The following is a 16,951-nucleotide window of genomic DNA, read 5'->3' as shown; positions in this document are numbered from 1 at the left end:
CTAGCTCGCGTTGTTACGCTTTGCCTACTTCTAGTACTTCAGCAAGTCGAACTGGCGACTCAAAGCCAGCCAGATTGAGCAGTACGTTACCATCGCCTTTACCAAGAAGAACGCTATTGACGTTTGCATAAGTTGATACTTCAAACTCTTTGCTTTCTCCTTCCAACAAGCCCGAAGCTTTCACTTTGTACTTGCCAGCCGGCAATGGACTACCGTTTTCATCTTTTCCGTCCCAAACCACACGGCTATCGCCAGCCGGTTTTGCCCCTACTTCAAACGTACGGACCAACTGACCCATTTCGTTTTCAACGCGGACAAACATGTTGTCTACATTTTGCGGAAGCTTAACCATTGCAGCCATAGATTGACCTTCTTGCTTAACACCTGCCGCCCCAGGGACGAGTACATCACGTCCAACAAGAGTAGAAGCTTGCAAAGCTTGGTTTGAGGTCATTGACGCGTTCAACGTATCAAACTGATTATTCATCTTGCCAATGCCATCAACGGTGGCAAATGAAGCCATTTGCGCAATCATTTGATCATTGCCAACCGGCTTAAAGGGATCTTGCTGAGCAAGTTGCTTCGTGAGCAAGGATAGAAAGTCTTCTTGTTTAAGATCTTGTTTACCCGTTGTTCCTTCAGGCTTTTTTTGCTCTTGAAGTGCTTTAAGCTGGTCGACATAGGACAAGCCGCTTTGACCAACGTTATTAATACCGGCCATACGTTACCTCCTTATCCTTATTGGCCCATCTGCAGCGTACGCAGCAGCATTTGTTTACTGGCATCTGCTAATTGCACATTCGTCTGGTACGAACGGGAAGCAGAAATCATATTAGCCATTTCTTCCATAACGTTAACGTTCGGCTTGTAGATGTAGCCCTCGTTATTCGCTAATGGGTGGTCAGGGTTGTATTCAGCGTTAAGCGGTTTATCACTTTCCACAATACCCAACACTTTCACTGGCACAGTATGGTCACGACCATAAGTTGCCTTACTTAACTCAGCACCAAACACGGCATGGCGAGCTTTATACGTTTCTTTCGCAGAGCTAGAGATACTGTCAGCATTTGCCAAGTTGCTTGAGGTAGTATTTAGACGAACGGATTCAGCACTCATGGCAGAACCAGTCACATTGAATACGTTAAATAAGCTCATCTAATTATTCCCCTTTAATTGCTTTAGTTAAGTTCTTGAATTTACTTCCTAAGAAGTCTAGTGATGCTTGGTGTCTGATCTGGTTTTCCATAAACAAATTTCGTTCTAGATCCACATCGACGGTATTGCCATCACCAGTGTCAGGTTGCGTCGGTAGACGATAAAGCACTTCACCTGTCACTTGAGTAGAGGCAGGAATATGCCGACCATCCGTACGGCTAAGACCAATGCTTGCCTCTGATGTTGCCGCCTGCAATGCCTTTTGGAAGTTCATGCCTTTCGCTTTGTAACCTGGCGTATTAGATTGCGCAATGTTGGTAGAAATCACCTCAGTATTGCGCTCACGTACACCCACCGTATGCTGGTGAATGCCTAAAGCCTTGTCAAAAGAAATAGCCATGTTTACCTCTACTAAAGAACTGACCGTTATTACCAGTTAATAAAGCAAGTTACGTACCACTTTTAAAAACGTCGTGCATATTTACTTTATCAATTGCGAATTCAGCAATATCCACGCCAACTTATTATGAAATGAAGCGCACTTTTAAATTTAGAATGTCTCGTAAGCAGTATATGCCTGTTAAACAGCAGGCACAAAAAAGCCCAGCAAAATGCTGGGCTTCGAAAATACGGTTTACTTAAGCTTGTAAATAATCCCCGGATTACAACGAACCATTTCAAAGCGATCAGTTAACCCAGTCAGAGATTCAGAAGCACCGAGCAGTAAATAACCGCCAGGGTTTAAGCTATTCGCCATTTGATTTAGTACTTTAGACTTCATGTCTGGCGAGAAGTAAATCAAAACGTTACGACAGAAAATAACATCAAACTTACCAAGCAATGCGTAGCTGTCCATTAAGTTCTGAGGACGAAAGTTCACTAAACGCTTAGCTGTATCTTTGATTTTCATGCGACCATCACCTGCATCCTCAAAGAAGGCACGACGACGTTCTGGAGATAAACCACGACCCAATGCTAAGTTGTCGTATACACCTGCACGGCACATATCCAACATACTGGCAGAGATATCCGTTGCGGTAATAGAAACGCTCGGCAACATACCCGGCTTACGCTGCTGTGTTTCCAAAATCGTCATCGCCATTGAGTAAGGCTCTTGGCCTGATGAACTCGCAGCAGACCAAATCTTAATTGGACGCTTATTTGCCGCTAACTCTGGCAAAATTTTATCCGACAACACTGAAAATGGGTAACTGTCACGGAACCACAATGTTTCATTGGTTGTCATCGCATCAACTGCGGCAACACGTAACTCACGATTGCGACCAGAAATAACATCGCGCAAAAGATCCGAAATAGATGCCAACTTAAACTTTGCCACCAAAGGGCTTAAACGACTTCTTACTAAATATTGCTTACTATCGCCCAGTACAATACCGCACTGAGATTCCAAAAACCGGCTGAATTCACGATACTCTTGATCGCTTATTGTTATTGCTGTCATTAAATTCTCTTTTATTTTATAAGAGCAGTCTTCACTGCATTACCAAGCTCGTCCGGGTTAAACTTGGCTATAAAGGAGTTCGCTCCAACTCTTTCGACCATGGCTTGGTTAAAAACGCCACTCAACGAAGAGTGAAGGATCACATAAAGATCTTTTAGCTCTGCATGTCGGCGTATTTCTGCAGTTAACGTATATCCATCCATCTCTGGCATTTCGATATCTGAAATCACCAAAGAAATTTGATCATAAATACTGCCTTGCGATGCCATTTCTAGAAGCTTTTCATAGGCTTCTTTGCCATCTTTAACAGACACAACTTCAAAACCAATTGAAGTAATAGCGCGTTCAACCTGCTTACGAGCAACCGTCGAGTCATCAGCAATCAAAATTCGACGAACAACCGGTGTCTCTGCCTGTGCTTTCTCAATCTCTTCGCTAATTGAGCTGTCCATGGTTTCATCAACAGGCGCAATTTCCGCTAGAATCTTTTCAACGTCAAGGATCTCAACCAATTCGTTATCGATATTAGTCACAGCGGTCAGGTAGTGAGCTTTACCTGAACCATCTGGTGGCGGAAGTATCGCTTCCCAGTGCATGTTAATAATGCGCTCAACCGAGCTAACCAAAAAGGCTTGGATAGTGCGGTTAAATTCAGCAATAACAACAAATGCTTTGTCGATATCCGTTGTTGGTCGTCCGCCAATGGCTAAACTTAAGTCAATAACCGAAACGGTATGGCCTCGGATGTGTGCCACACCCTTAACAAGTCGGTGAAGGTTTGGCATTAAAGTAAGCTTAGGGCACTGCAGAACTTCTTTAACCTTGAACACGTTAATTCCATAACGTTGACGCCCCATCAAACGGAATGTCAGTAGTTCCAATCGGTTTTGACCGACGAGTTGTGTACGCTGATTCACAGAATCAAGAATACCCGTCATAAGCTCATCTCCATTTCAAACTTTCAAGTAAAAAGGTGGTAATCTAGTACGGCTATGAAAACACCGAGAAACCGCATGATGTATTTTAAATCATACTTTCCTATTATTTCCACAACCAAAATTCGTTTACATCGCGATAAAATAATAAAACTTATCGGCGTTTCGTTGTTATTCTTTAGTTTTTCATCTGCATCTGCAACTCAAGAACAAATTCACGCCATTCAAGCTGCAGCCGAACATTATATTTTACAAAGCGTTGAACAACCTATTGGCGGTTCACTTGAGGCAAAAGCTGCCAATATAGACAGTCGAGTTTTTACCACAGATTGCCCTGCGCCACTTGAAGTTTCGTCTAAATCGACCAATTCAAATGCCAGCAATATAACGGTGTTGGTTGAGTGTCACCAAGATGATTGGCGACTGTATATTCCGGTTAGATTAACCCGAACAGGTCCTCAAGTCGCGTTAGTTTCATCACTAAGCCGTGGACAAATAATCACAGCTCAAGATGTCACCACCAGTATGGTAGACTTGCAGCGCTTAAGGCGGCAAGGATTTTCCACAATAAATGCCGTAATTGGGGCAAAAGTGAAGAAAAACCTTAGGGCTGGCGAGATTATCGAACAAAGAGACATTTGCGTAGTATGCCGCAATGATATTGTGACAATTAAAGCCGTAAAATCAGGTATGACCATCACCACAAAAGGGGTGGCATTATCAGATGGCTCCCATGGCGAGCAGATTAAGGTGAAAAATAGTAAATCTAACCGTATAATTGATGGAAAAGTAACCGACATCGCTGAAGTTACGGTCATTTTCTAATTGTTTGTATTTTAAACAACGGATTGAATAAAAAATCGTTAAAGCTCTGTTCATCTCTGCCGATATTGAGAGTACAGGATTTTCCAAATTTAAAAAGGCTTTCTAAATGGCAGGTATAGATAACATTCGTTCGGGGCATACCCTAACGACAACAACACGAAGTACGGCACGTAGCAGTGACAGCTCAGCGTCCTCTGCCGCTTCAACGGTTAAGCCAACCTCTACACCTCAAGATGCAGTATCACTAAGCTCTGCAGGCAAAGCGGTGGGTGAAATGCACAACCAAATGGTTAGCCAACCTAGCTTCGATCAAGCAAAAGTGGCAGCCATAAAAGAAGCCATTGCTAATGGTTCTTATACTGTTGACCCTGAAAAACTTGCAGACAATATGATCAAGTTCGAGCAAGAACTTGGTGGTTTGTAATAGAGAGGTGAAATGGCAGCTCTAAAAGGCTTAGTTGATTTCCAACTGAAAAACGCCAACGAACTTTCCGAACTATTAAAGAAAGAGCAAGTTGCGATTGCTCAGCGTGTCTCGAAGGAAATTGAAGCTTTAGCGCACGCAAAAAACACCCTCGTGATTCAGTTACAACAAACTGATGAAAGGATTGGTCGACATCCAGATGTAGAAAGCCTGAATTCCGATCCTGAACTCAGCCCTATTGTTGAGCAAATACGTACCACCGTTGCTGAGTGCCAACAACTTAATGACATCAATGGTCAAGCGCTGCAAAGAGCGCAATTAAGTTTCAATCAACTGAATAACTTAATGAAACAGAGCCAAGGAAGAATGGGGATGACATACACTGCCAAAGGTCATACTCGTAATGTTTCCACCCTTGGAACCAATTTGAAAGCCTGATTTGATATTTAGCGTATGAAAATAGAAAAGCGGCAACTGAGTTGCCGCTTTTTTGTATCTGAGATTTAGAGAGAGATCAGAATAGAGTTTGTTGACGCTTTTCTGGAACTTGCTGTACTTCACCATAGTCGCGAAGTTTATTCATTTTCTGAATATCTAGGCGCAATTCGGTCACGTAAGTATCACCTACTTTGTAACTGCGTACGACTTCTGCACCACGTATGACACCGTCTACCGCGCCCGATGTTAATTCAGTGCCTAAGCGTTGGTCTTGCAAATCTGCACGTCCGCTGACTCGCATGCCATATACTTGCTCGGCGAGCTCACGATAAGCATCAATCTTAGAAGCGCGCATCGCTCTCACTTGCTTTTCTTCTATATTTCGACCTTTTTGCTCACTAATGCTGGCGTAACCCACTGCATCCAACCAATCTTGAGGGCGCATCTGGCTCAATGGCTGACAGCCAACCATGGCAATAGCCACAACCAATAACAATAACTTCTTCATGCCAACTCCTAAGGACGCAAAATAACAGTATATGGCTGACGGATGGTAGGATCCGAGCGGATCAAAACACCATCTTGAGTTCGAATACTGTTGAGTGTATCTAAATCACGACCAATACGGTCGGCTGGTAGGAAGCCTTGTGCCGAAGCCACTACAATACGCGACTGCATGCCAACCACTCGAGCGTTAACTAACACACCGCCCTCTTGACGCAGCATTGTTCCCGTAAGTACATATTGAATATCTTGTTCTTTCGCTAAGTCTTTCCAGTCACGACTAAAAGCAAAATCACCTTGTTGTGTCACTTGAATGCTACCCGTGGTTTTATAATCAACCACTTTAAAACCACGACGTTGAAGTTGGTAAATGAAACCTTCCGATACAGAATTACCTAACCAGTTAGTTGCATCCATATTCTGTAGATCAACAAACGAAGTGATTGCAATCGGTGTACGCGCAGACACGCTGGTATTGGAATTAACCAAGTCTTCCGTCATGCTTTCAACAAAGAAATCTAACGTGTGGCGAGGGCTGTCCATCAACATGAACTGACTGCCTGGATAGGGTTCTTTGCCGTTATAAATTGGGGAGTAGGCACAGGCTGTTAATAACAACACTGGCACTAACGCTAACCATTTTTTCATTCTCTCATCTCCGATACATTCAGGCATTTGCTTCCAATTTTCATCTCTTCTTAAAAAGTGGAACGCTCTTTGCTTTTCTAGCTTTGCAAACACTTAGAAAACCAATGCCAAAATCAGCTATGATTCATAAAGCAAAAACTGTACCTAATTGGTAAATAAATATGAAAAAAACTATTTTCAGCCTCTTTTCAACCTTTATATTAAGCATAACTCCATGGTTAACTCATGCTGCTTGGTATGAAGTCACCGGCATGGCAACCGTTGTGGCATCTGAAGATGCGGCGCGATTACATGCTCTAGAAGATGCTATCTATAAAGCGGTAAACTTTTCAGGTGCAGATATTGGCAGCATCTCCAACCTTCGTCCGTTACTAGAAGAAGGTCGTAAGGAATACCAATTTACCAATCATGAAGTGCGCTACATATTGGTAGAAAAACAGAAAATCTATAAAGACGTCATGTTTGTTAAAGCTCGTATTGATATTTACCCATCGGCAACAGGTTGCCACGTTGATCAATATAAAAAGACGTTTTTGGTGAGTAACATCGATCTTGCCTCTCCTCAACAAGCTGTTATGGGGCAAATTTACAGCTTAGGTGACGACTTTGCTCAAGTGATTAATCGCCAATTAGATCAAGAATCCAGCAGTTTTGTTTCTGTAGGCACGACGGATTTTGAAATCAGTAAACGCTACCCTGAGCGCCTTAAGATGATCGCTGAAGATACGGGTGCGCAATATATCATTGGCGGTACGATTACAGACCTTACGGCCACTATCGAACAAAACTTGCTTTCAAGCGACATCACTAACCGCCAATTTGCAATGGAGTTAACGGTGTTTGATGGCAAGACAGGAAGTGAAGTTTACACTCGCAACTACCGCGAAGTCGCTCGTTGGCCATTCCCAAAAACTAGCCAAGTTGATACACGTAGTGCGCGTTTTTGGGCATCAACTTATGGTGAGATGATGCTAAGAGTAAGCCGCAACGTAATGTTGGATCTCGAGTCAGAAGTCTCATGTAAGATCACCTTACCCGAGATTGTTGCCAAATGGGGTAACGTCATCACGATGAACTTAGGTCGCCTACATGGCGTACGCGAAGGCGATAAACTACAACTTTGGCACACGGGGTCATTTATCGACCAACGTGGATTACCACGCAATAAGGTTACCGAAACAGACATCACCCTTACGGTATCACGTGTCTATGAAGGAGAAGCCGAACTCACGGTAGACCAAGCAGAACTCGCCAACAGTATTCAAATTGGCGATGTTATGCACAAGCTTATTCCTTAGCGCCACTTTACGCTAGATGATAGTCATAGAATTGAGTATCATCTAGCGACTTAATCTCTGTAGCCATTGTTCTCACTGGATAACATCCGGATTAATCAACAAATATGCCTTAAAATTGTGTCCCCTTAGTTCAGCTGGATAGAACAAGGACCTCCTAAGTCTTAGACACAGGTTCGAATCCTGTAGGGGACGCCATATTAAGCAACCTAACCCAATGAGCGGAGCTGGCACTATAAAGATAGCAAGCTTACTATTCAATCCTCTCTACTGCTTCTCACCACATCCGTTATTGCTCGTTTCGAACGCAGCTACTGACATTATTTTCTGCGATTTACTCAGCATATCCAACCAACAGCGATACCTAATCAGCTCACCGAGTTGAAAATGAAATCTCTCGTCGTCGTCTTTCAATAAATAAGTCAACAATGTATAAAATGTGAGGCATGCGTATTCTTGAACAAGAATATAGATATAGGCTATCTTTATTGAGTATTAACACTTTAAAAAGCGGAAACAATTGCTTACCCTTTAACTAATAATAAATATATCACTTACAATTATGCCAAAGAGCAATTTAACAACAAATACCGGACATCGGTTTATTTCAAAAGCTAAGACTGCCTACAAAATCCATATTCATACTCCTGAGGATACGGTACTGCACCGTTCGGTTGGGTTTATAAAGATAGGCGAGAAAAAAGGCTTACAAAAAGCAATTAAACTCCGCAATGAACTTGGTAGTGAGATGTGGGGTAAGTTTTGGCGTAAGCTGCTTAAAGACCCGTATCTAATGACACGCCTGCCTCATTCAGTTGAACCAAAAATCATCTACAAACCTCGCCCAACGAAAGAAAACCCTGACGCGAAAGATAAATGTTACATCGCCGCATGGCGTAATTACGATGAAAATGGCAAGTTGATCTATAAGAGCGTGGTTTGCTCGATCAATAAGCATGGTCGTTTAGGTGCATACACCAAAACCAAAAAAGCGCTACTTGAAGCGAACAAAGATAATTTGGAAATTCTCGAATTTATGGGGCGGTTGAGTAGTATCGATCTTAAATAGTTATGTTTTATCTGTCCTATCAATAATAAAGCCTTGGTTTCCCCAAGGCTTTATTCAATAGTTCAAAGAGTTATTATTGCTCTACTTGATACTCAAACTCAGGAACAGAGATATCGACTCTGCGGTTTTGAGCGCGACCTTCACGAGTCTCATTACTCGCTATTGGGTTACTTTCACCTTCGCCACTCACTGTCATTCGGCTTGAATCAACGCCTCTATCTGCCAACACTGCGGCTACCGACTGCGCACGCTTCTCAGACAGCATTTGGTTGTACTCAGCCGCACCAGAAGAGTCAGTATGACCAACGATGACAACTTCAGCTTGAGGGTAATCCGTTAGTACCTGAACGAGTTCGTCAAGTTTGCTAGCGCTTTCCGGTTTAAGCTTGCTGCTATTAAGTTCAAATGTTTCCGTATCCAGCAAGGTCGCTTCAAAGGTTTTGGTCATAATGACCGTTTCAACCACTTCTTCAACCATCACTTCTTCAACAACAGGCTCAGCCACTGGTTCTTCACTGCCGCCAAAGCGGTAAGCAAAACCGATACTCGCGGTATTAGCAAACGCACGAACAATATCATTATTAATATCTGTTAGTGCTTGGTACTCAACTCGTACTGAACCATTTTCCATTACGTCGAATTCTAAACCTAACGCACCTAAGAATGACTCATCACTCTCATCACCATAGTTAACGTATGCGCCACCGAACTTACCGTAGATATCAACGGTATCAGTAATACCAAATGAAAGCTTAGGTGCTAGGGTGAAGGCATCGACACTGTCATCAGGCAAACCTGCTGCAGTAAACTTCCCTAGATAATCCCAACCTGCCTCCAGGGCAAGAAAGTCATTAAATTCATAGCCGCCAAATATACCCGCTGAAGCCGAATCGTCATCACTGCACGGCAGACCTGCCGCACATTCATCATTGAGCCAAGAGTATCCCGCTTTTACACCTAGATAAGGTGCGGCGCTGGCTGCATTTGCTGCCATAAAAAGCGTTGCTGAAATTACCACTGCTAGTTTTTTCATGTTGAATTCCTTTATCCACTGTTTTTCTTTTATAAGAGCCAACTCTGGCTTTGTTTCATCACATAGGTGCAATCAGTGAGTTACAACAATCTCTACCTGTACAAGTTTCACACTGACCAAGATGAAAAAACGTTAGTAAGATCACATCCTTATTATCCATAAAACTAGGATGCTTATCTGTTTCATAACTGAAAAATAACATTACCTTACTGTTATAAAACGAGAAATTACTAATTTTTACTGAGTTATACTTTCCATGTGACACGAATAAACGTAGAACAATAAATGATGAAATGCCAAAATTTACACAGCGCAAAAAAAACCGCAGCTCAATGGCTGCGGTCTCTTCAGTAATATTAGCAGTAGCTACTATGCGTTTGCTTCACGCTCAGCAATAAACTCTAATGCCAATTTGATACGATCAACACAACGCTCTTTACCAACCAGTTGCATTACTGCATCTACTGATGGAGATTGACCACCGCCAGTAACAGCAACACGTAGTGGCATACCAATCTTGCCCATACCAATTTCAAGTTCTGCACATACGTCAGCAATCATTTGGTGTAGGTTTTCAGTTGTCCACTCTGTTAGCGCTTCCACTTTTACTAAAGCAGCTTCTAGAGGCTCTTTTGCTACGCCACGCAGGTGTTTCTTCGCTGCGCCAGCTTCGAACTCAGAGAAGTCTTCGTAGAAGTAGCGAATTTGCTCTGCAAGTTCTACTAGAGTATTACAACGCTCACCAACTAGCTTGATCACTTCAACAATTGATGGACCATTGTCTTTATTGATTGCTTGTTGATCTAAATGCCATTGTAGGTGTGTAGCCACATACTCAGGATCTGAATTCTTGATGTAGTGGTTGTTCAACCATAATAGTTTATCAGTGTTAAATGCTGATGCTGATTTAGAAATCGCATTTAGGCTAAAGAACTCGATCATCTCTTCTCTTGAGAAGATTTCTTGGTCACCGTGAGACCAACCTAGGCGTACTAGGTAGTTGTTCAATGCTTCTGGCAGGTAACCCATGTCACGGTATTGCATTACTGATACTGCACCGTGGCGCTTAGACAGTTTTGCACCGTCATCACCTAAGATCATCGCACAGTGAGCAAATGTCGGAACTGGTGCACCTAATGCTTCGTAGATGTTGATCTGGCGAGGTGTATTGTTGATGTGGTCTTCACCACGAATAACGTGTGTAATTTCCATATCCCAGTCATCAACCACAACACAGAAGTTGTACGTTGGCGCACCATCAGTACGGCGAATGATCAAGTCATCCATTTGAGTGTTGCTGATTTCGATACGACCACGAATTTGGTCATCAAATACTACGCTGCCCTCTTTCGGGTTGCGGAAGCGGATCACACAAGGATCACCTTCTTTCGCTGCATCGTTCGCTGCTTTGATTTTTGGATGATCTGCATCGTAGCGAGCCATTTCTTTGTTCGCTTCTTGCTCTGCACGCACTTCATCTAGTAGTTCTTTCGATGCGTAACATTTGTAAGCTTTGTCTTCAGCAAGCAGCTTATCAACCATTTCGTTGTAACGGTCAAAACGTTGAGTTTGGAAGTACGGACCTTCGTTCCACTCTAGACCTAGCCATTCCATGCCCTCGATGATCGCGTCTACAGCTTCTTGAGAGTTACGCTCTAAGTCCGTATCTTCGATGCGAAGAACGAACTCACCGCCTAGGCTTTTTGCAAATAGCCAAGAGTAAAGAGCTGTACGAGCACCGCCCACGTGAAGGTAGCCTGTTGGGCTAGGAGCAAAACGAGTTTTAACCGTCATGTAAAATACCTTGATTGTCTAAATGACCACACTGTTTAATTCAGTGCCAAAATTGGGCGTTATTTTATACGCAAGTGCGGTTGGGTGCTAGGGTATGGCGATGTTTTTTACTCGGAGTTAAATTAAGAGATCACTGCGGCGAGCATTCCAAGCGCTAAAACCATTACGTTAAACTCTTGACCTTACCCTTGAGGTAAGGTTTATCCTTCGTTTTAGTAACAGCTCGAGGATAAGCCATGAACACATACGAAATCCCACTACAGGGTTTGAACTGTATGGGCTGTGCACGAAAAGTAGAGGCACAGTTAAATCAACATTTTGATGTAACGATTCATACGCTTACACCAATATCTATCACTCTTGATACGTACGCTTCATTTGCAGAAATTGCTCACCAAATCGAATCTTTGGGCTATCAAGCTGGTGATGGAAAACACTTTTATTTAAGTGGACTAAGTTGTGGCAAATGCGTGGCGAAGCTAGAACAGCATTTACGTGGTTCTAAATGGATTTCCTCACTCGAGGTTTCCAAAACTGAACTGCGTCTATTTACCTTACTATCTGATCAAGAAATCATTGAACTAGTCAACGCGGTTGGCTATCAAGCAACACTCTTTGAGAAGCCATTAAACCCTGCTCCAGAGCCTCAACATGATGATCAGCCTGTTCTTGCTAGTGTCGAGCTTGAAAGCAACGTTGAAAGCGACAAAAACACTCCCCCAACAACTTACAGTTTGCTTATTGGCGGAATGACTTGCGCCAGTTGCGTCTCATCTATCGAAAAATCACTACTTGCCGTTCACGGAGTGGATAAAGTACAAGTCAACCTCGCAGAACAGAGTGCTTTAGTTATTGGCTCAGCAGAGCAAATCAATGAAGAACAGCTCATTTTTACCGTCACTCAAGCAGGTTACAGCGCGCAAGTTATCGATGATCCGAAAACCCAGCAACAGAAACAGTTAGAGCAACAACGCTTAGTTCAAGCGCATCACAAACGCAGCGCTTGGTATGGTCTCGCACTAGGTGGACCACTTATGGCTTGGGGCGTGTTGGGTGGGAACATGATGATCCAAAACCTCTCTGACCAATTAATTTGGGGGGCGGTGGGTATCGCTTGCCTACTTTTACTAGCCACTGCCGGGCGAACTTTTTTCACTAACGCTTGGCAAGCGCTAACGCATGGTCGCGCGACAATGGATACCCTAGTTGCACTCGGCACCGGTTCGGCGTGGCTATTTTCGATGATGATCGTCATCTTCCCAAACTGGTTTCCCGCTGCTTCTCGTCATGTTTACTTTGAAGCGAGCGCAATGATCATCGGTTTAATTTCCCTTGGTCACTATATTGAAGCCAAAGCAAAAGCGAATACCACGCGTTCCTTGCAAGCATTGATCGATCTGCAACCAAAATCAGCCACCCTTGTTACTGACAATGGTGACAAAGAAATAGCCGTTGAAGCGATTGAGCAAGGGATGAAACTGCGCATCAAACCCGGTGAAAAAGTTCCCGTTGATGGTTGTGTTATTTCAGGGCAATCCTATATTGATGAATCAATGCTAACCGGCGAACCCATGCCAGTAGACAAACAGCTCGATAGTTTGGTTTCAGCAGGAACACTTAATCAAGACGGTAGCCTCGTAATTAAAGCCACCAGCGTAGGTCGCGACACTATGTTGGCACGAATTATCACTCTTGTTCGACAAGCGCAAAGCAGTAAACCTGCAATAGCAAAACTCGCCGATCAGATTTCTGCCGTCTTTGTTCCTGTGGTTGTGGCAATCGCCATTGCCGCGGCATTAGTTTGGTTTGCCGTTGGTCCTGATCCCAAAGCCAGCTATATGCTCGTAGTTGCAACCACGGTACTTATCATTGCTTGCCCTTGCGCGCTAGGTTTGGCGACACCACTATCAGTGACTGTCGGTGTGGGTAAAGCGGCTGAAATGGGGATTCTTATTCGCGATGCGGATGTCTTACAATCAGCAAGTAAGCTTGATTGCGTTGTCTTTGATAAAACGGGGACGTTAACTCAGGGCTCACCGAGTGTTGAAAAAGTCTATGCGCTAGAAGGTGATGAAACTCGAGTTCTTTCCTTCGCTGCCAGTTTAGAACAGCACTCCGAGCATCCACTTGCAAAAGCGATTATTGAGTACGCAAAACAGCGTGTTGATACATTACCTGAAGTAAGTAATTTCGAAAACTTGCGTGGCAAAGGTGTCAAAGCGGAAAGTGAAGCCGATCAGCTTGCGGTAATTTCTCTGCCTTATGCGTTACAACTTGCTACCGATTTAAGTCACTTTAATAACGCGATTCAAGAATGTACCGAAAACGCTTGGACTACGGTTGTTGTGACTCTTAACAGCAAAGCGAAAGGCATTATCGCCATCACCGACCCAATCAAGCACGATGCTGCTATCGCGATTGACGCACTTAAATCACTCAATATCAAAACCGTTATGCTGACAGGTGACAACCAAACCGTGGCTAATGCTATTGGTAATCAATTGGGCATTACTGAAGTAATCGCACAGGTACTTCCAGAAGAAAAGGCAACACATATTCAAAACCTCAAGCAGCAAGGTTACACCGTTGCCATGATAGGTGACGGCGTTAATGATGCGCCAGCTTTAGCGCTAGCCGATATTGGTATCGCAATGGGTAGCGGTAGCGATGTGGCGATAGAAAGTGCACAAATGACCCTATTAAATTCATCGCCTCTTGCGGTGGTAAAAGCGGTTGAGCTATCTAAGGCAACAGTCAAAAACATGAAACAGAATTTGTTTGGAGCGTTCATTTATAACTCTCTAGGCATCCCAATCGCTGCGGGTGTGTTGTACCCAGCCTTTGGGTTTTTATTAAGCCCTGTCGTTGCCGGAGCTGCTATGGCGCTCTCTTCAATAACAGTGGTAAGCAATGCAAACAGACTAAGATTATTTGAAACGAAGCATCGTTCTTAGAGGGTACCATGAAAATTAAAACTATCACTCTTGCACTACTAATGGGCTCAGCAAGCACCGCTTGGGCTGCGGATGTAGTAAACCACAAATCACCATACTGCGGTTGCTGCACCGAATGGACTAAGCACATGCAAGATGCTGGATTCACTGTTGAAGAGAAACTGCATCAAGATATGAATGTAGTAAAACAGCAGCTTGGCGTCGCTGCAAAGCTGGCTTCTTGCCATACAGCAGAAATTAATGGCTTTGTCTTTGAAGGGCATATACCGGCTGAAGACATCAAATCTTTCCTAGCTAACCCGCCTAAAAATGCTAAAGGCTTAGCGGTTCCGGGAATGCCGATGGGCTCACCGGGTATGGAGTATGGCAACGAAAAAGATGCGTATTCTGTTTATGCGTTTAATGAGCGTGGACAAGTCTTCGAGTACCGTCATCACCAAGGTAATCAATAACACAAACTATCAACAATAAAGCCCAGCATTGCTGGGCTTTATATTCAAAAAGGTAGCTCTATCTATATTGCCCAATAAGATCAGCCATTAATTCGATATGCAATTCATCATCGTTTAAGCAAGGAATATAGTGGAACTCTTCCCCGCCTTTCTCTTTAAATAGATCTTGGCATTCGACTGAAATTTCTTCTAGCGTCTCTAAACAATCAGAGGCAAAAGCTGGCGCCATGATATCAATTGACTTAGTACCATTTGCCGCTAAAGTTTCGAGCGTTTTATCCGTATATGGCTGTAACCACTCTTCTCGACCAAAGCGAGATTGATAAGTCATACCGATCTGCTGATCAGACAACCCCAGTTCTTGCTGCAATAACTTGGTTGTGTATTCACAGTGCTGTGGATATACATCGCCATTGTCTGCATAGCGCTTGGGAATGCCATGATAAGAGCACAGTAAATAATCGGCTTGCCCCTTCTCCTCCCACGAGCGACGAACACTCTGGGCTAACGCTTTAATATAAAGCGGGTGATCATAGTAATCACGAATAAAGCGATATGCCGGAATTTCTGCCATCTGCTTAAAAGCCAAAGTGAGTGCATCGGAGACGGCAGCGGTCGTTGTAGCTGAATATTGAGGATAGAGAGGCAGAACAATTAGCTCTTCTACATTTTGCGCCATTAAACGCTCAATAGCTGAAAAAATACTTGGGTTGCCATAGGTCATTCCAAGCTCGACAGGAATATCGAGCAACTGAGACAATTTTTCAGCCTGTCTTTTGGAATAGACCATTAAAGGTGAGCCTTCTTCCATCCAGACAGATTGGTAAAGCTTGGCTACTTTTGGCGTTCGTATCGGTAAAATAACGCCATGTAAGATTGGACACCACAACCAACGCGAGGTATCCACCACTCGCTGATCATGAAGAAACTGACTTAAAAACCGTTTTACTGCAGGTGCGGTTGGTTCGTCTGGTGTACCTAAGTTGACCAGCAACACACCCTGTTTTTTATTATTGTTCATTGCATCCCATCAATTTAGTTGGCCAAGCTGTTGTTTACGCAATACCGAAAATTTTAGTTCAGTATCAGCATGACTTTTTTACTTGAGCAGAAAAGAAAAAGCGACCCTAAGGTCGCTTCTACTATAGCAATTTTTTCTCAGCGAGAAAATTAAGCTAGTGCTTTCTCGATGTCTGCACTTACTTCTGCAACTTGCTTAGTACCATCGAACTTAAGGTACTTCGTGTTGCCTGCTTCTGCTTCTTTACCGTAATAAGTAATAAGCGGTGCAGTTTGCTCATGGTATACGCCTAGACGTGCAAGTACTGTTTCTTCTTTGTCGTCATCACGAACAACAAGATCTTCACCAGTCTCGTCATCTTTACCTTCCACTTTAGGTGGGTTGTAAACCACGTGGTAAGTACGACCTGAAGGAAGGTGTGCACGACGACCCGCCATGCGCTCAACGATTACGCTGTCAGCAACATCAAATTCGATTACGTAGTCTACGTTCACGCTCATCTCTTTTAGACCATCAGCCTGAGGAATTGTGCGTGGGAAACCATCTAGTAGGAAACCTTTCTCGCAGTCATCTTGAGCGATACGCTCTTTGATTAGACCAAGGATGATTTCATCAGATACTAGCTGACCAGCGTCGATTACAGCTTTAGCTTGTTTGCCAAGTTCTGTACCTGCTTTGATAGCTGCACGTAGCATGTCACCAGTAGAGATTTGTGGAATACCGTATTTTTCCATGATGAAGTTTGCTTGCGTGCCTTTACCTGCACCTGGAGCACCTAGAAGAATGATGCGCATGATTTATCCTCTTTAAGATTAGAAATTTATACCGAAGCTCACAATTGGATTTAAAGCATTCGCAAACGGTAAGTTTCGGTATATCACCATCAAATTGGCTTTAAGCGAGTTCAATACTCGCGTTAATTCTCATATTCAAGTCGCTGAT

18 protein-coding genes and 1 tRNA gene are annotated in these 16,951 nt (G+C 43.4%); 8 read left to right on the top strand and 11 right to left on the bottom strand.

Annotated elements, in window-relative coordinates; translation table 11 throughout:
- Window positions 1-13: 13 nt before the first annotated feature.
- The 5 genes from H2O73_RS13930 to H2O73_RS13910 all read right to left on the bottom strand — a co-directional run bounded on the left by H2O73_RS13930 (window position 14) and on the right by H2O73_RS13910 (window position 3,555).
- Window positions 14-721 carry a flagellar hook assembly protein FlgD gene (locus H2O73_RS13930; RefSeq protein ID WP_182109473.1) on the bottom strand — a complete coding sequence of 236 codons (708 nt, stop codon included), beginning with the start codon at window positions 719-721 and terminating at the stop codon, window positions 14-16.
- Between the two features lie 17 nt (window positions 722-738).
- A complete protein-coding gene (gene flgC / locus H2O73_RS13925) occupies window positions 739-1,155 on the bottom strand; it encodes a flagellar basal body rod protein FlgC (RefSeq protein ID WP_182109472.1) in 417 nt (138 codons plus the stop codon).
- Between the two features lie 4 nt (window positions 1,156-1,159).
- Window positions 1,160-1,555 (bottom strand): flagellar basal body rod protein FlgB, encoded by a 396-nt coding sequence (gene flgB / locus H2O73_RS13920; RefSeq protein ID WP_182109471.1) that lies wholly within the window; start codon window positions 1,553-1,555, stop codon window positions 1,160-1,162.
- A 234-nt stretch (window positions 1,556-1,789) separates the two neighbouring features.
- Window positions 1,790-2,617, bottom strand: coding sequence for a protein-glutamate O-methyltransferase (locus H2O73_RS13915; protein WP_182109470.1), 828 nt, complete (start codon window positions 2,615-2,617; stop codon window positions 1,790-1,792).
- Window positions 2,618-2,628: 11 nt separating this feature from the next.
- Window positions 2,629-3,555, bottom strand: a complete 927-nt coding sequence (locus H2O73_RS13910; protein ID WP_182109469.1) for a chemotaxis protein CheV — start codon at window positions 3,553-3,555, stop codon at window positions 2,629-2,631.
- Window positions 3,556-3,630: 75 nt separating this feature from the next.
- Between H2O73_RS13910 and flgA the strand changes: the two genes are divergently transcribed.
- From flgA to H2O73_RS13895, 3 genes are all read left to right on the top strand, one after another.
- Window positions 3,631-4,377, top strand: a complete 747-nt coding sequence (flgA, locus tag H2O73_RS13905) for a flagellar basal body P-ring formation chaperone FlgA (protein WP_182109468.1) — start codon at window positions 3,631-3,633, stop codon at window positions 4,375-4,377.
- Between the two features lie 106 nt (window positions 4,378-4,483).
- Window positions 4,484-4,801: a flagellar biosynthesis anti-sigma factor FlgM gene (gene flgM, locus H2O73_RS13900; RefSeq protein ID WP_182109467.1), complete on the top strand. Its 318-nt coding sequence runs from the start codon at window positions 4,484-4,486 to the stop codon at window positions 4,799-4,801.
- A 12-nt stretch (window positions 4,802-4,813) separates the two neighbouring features.
- Window positions 4,814-5,239 carry a flagella synthesis protein FlgN gene (locus tag H2O73_RS13895; protein ID WP_182109466.1) on the top strand — a complete coding sequence of 142 codons (426 nt, stop codon included), beginning with the start codon at window positions 4,814-4,816 and terminating at the stop codon, window positions 5,237-5,239.
- A 76-nt stretch (window positions 5,240-5,315) separates the two neighbouring features.
- Here the strand turns inward: H2O73_RS13895 and flgP are convergent, their stop codons facing one another.
- Together flgP and H2O73_RS13885 are read right to left on the bottom strand one after the other, a co-directional pair.
- Window positions 5,316-5,747: a flagellar assembly lipoprotein FlgP gene (flgP, locus tag H2O73_RS13890; RefSeq protein WP_182109465.1), complete on the bottom strand. Its 432-nt coding sequence runs from the start codon at window positions 5,745-5,747 to the stop codon at window positions 5,316-5,318.
- A gap of 8 nt (window positions 5,748-5,755) precedes the next feature.
- The gene (locus tag H2O73_RS13885) at window positions 5,756-6,391 is read right to left on the bottom strand and encodes a FlgO family outer membrane protein (RefSeq protein ID WP_182109464.1); all 636 of its coding nucleotides are present in this window, start codon (window positions 6,389-6,391) and stop codon (window positions 5,756-5,758) included.
- Window positions 6,392-6,552: 161 nt separating this feature from the next.
- Between H2O73_RS13885 and H2O73_RS13880 the strand changes: the two genes are divergently transcribed.
- The 3 genes from H2O73_RS13880 (at window position 6,553) to H2O73_RS13870 (ending at window position 8,755) form a co-directional block, all read left to right on the top strand.
- Window positions 6,553-7,689: a flagellar assembly protein FlgT gene (locus H2O73_RS13880; protein ID WP_182109463.1), complete on the top strand. Its 1,137-nt coding sequence runs from the start codon at window positions 6,553-6,555 to the stop codon at window positions 7,687-7,689.
- A gap of 119 nt (window positions 7,690-7,808) precedes the next feature.
- A tRNA-Arg gene (locus tag H2O73_RS13875) sits at window positions 7,809-7,884 on the top strand.
- Window positions 7,885-8,248: 364 nt separating this feature from the next.
- Entirely contained in the window at window positions 8,249-8,755 is a 507-nt protein-coding gene (locus tag H2O73_RS13870) for a Fe3+-citrate ABC transporter substrate-binding protein (protein WP_182109462.1), read from the top strand.
- A 73-nt stretch (window positions 8,756-8,828) separates the two neighbouring features.
- Here H2O73_RS13870 and H2O73_RS13865 read toward each other — a convergent pair whose 3' ends face one another.
- Both H2O73_RS13865 and gltX read right to left on the bottom strand, forming a co-directional pair.
- A complete protein-coding gene (locus H2O73_RS13865) occupies window positions 8,829-9,788 on the bottom strand; it encodes an OmpA family protein (RefSeq protein WP_182109461.1) in 960 nt (319 codons plus the stop codon).
- Window positions 9,789-10,157: 369 nt separating this feature from the next.
- Window positions 10,158-11,582, bottom strand: a complete 1,425-nt coding sequence (gene gltX / locus H2O73_RS13860) for a glutamate--tRNA ligase (RefSeq protein ID WP_182109460.1) — start codon at window positions 11,580-11,582, stop codon at window positions 10,158-10,160.
- A 236-nt stretch (window positions 11,583-11,818) separates the two neighbouring features.
- On the opposite strand from gltX, the gene H2O73_RS13855 reads away from it, so the two are divergent.
- Window positions 11,819-14,536 carry a heavy metal translocating P-type ATPase gene (locus tag H2O73_RS13855; RefSeq protein WP_182109459.1) on the top strand — a complete coding sequence of 906 codons (2,718 nt, stop codon included), beginning with the start codon at window positions 11,819-11,821 and terminating at the stop codon, window positions 14,534-14,536.
- A gap of 8 nt (window positions 14,537-14,544) precedes the next feature.
- A complete protein-coding gene (locus H2O73_RS13850; protein ID WP_182109458.1) occupies window positions 14,545-14,988 on the top strand; it encodes a DUF411 domain-containing protein in 444 nt (147 codons plus the stop codon).
- A gap of 58 nt (window positions 14,989-15,046) precedes the next feature.
- On the opposite strand, the gene hemH is transcribed toward H2O73_RS13850, so the two are convergent.
- Both hemH and adk read right to left on the bottom strand, forming a co-directional pair.
- Entirely contained in the window at window positions 15,047-16,009 is a 963-nt protein-coding gene (gene hemH / locus H2O73_RS13845) for a ferrochelatase (RefSeq protein WP_182109457.1), read from the bottom strand.
- Window positions 16,010-16,158: 149 nt separating this feature from the next.
- A complete protein-coding gene (adk, locus tag H2O73_RS13840; RefSeq protein WP_182109456.1) occupies window positions 16,159-16,803 on the bottom strand; it encodes an adenylate kinase in 645 nt (214 codons plus the stop codon).
- Window positions 16,804-16,951: the final 148 nt, after the last annotated feature.

Origin of the sequence: Vibrio marinisediminis (assembly GCF_014050145.1) — a bacterium.
Classification (GTDB): domain Bacteria; phylum Pseudomonadota; class Gammaproteobacteria; order Enterobacterales; family Vibrionaceae; genus Vibrio; species Vibrio marinisediminis.
Note: the sequence above shows the minus strand (reverse complement) of the source record. Positions and strands in the feature narration are given on the sequence as shown.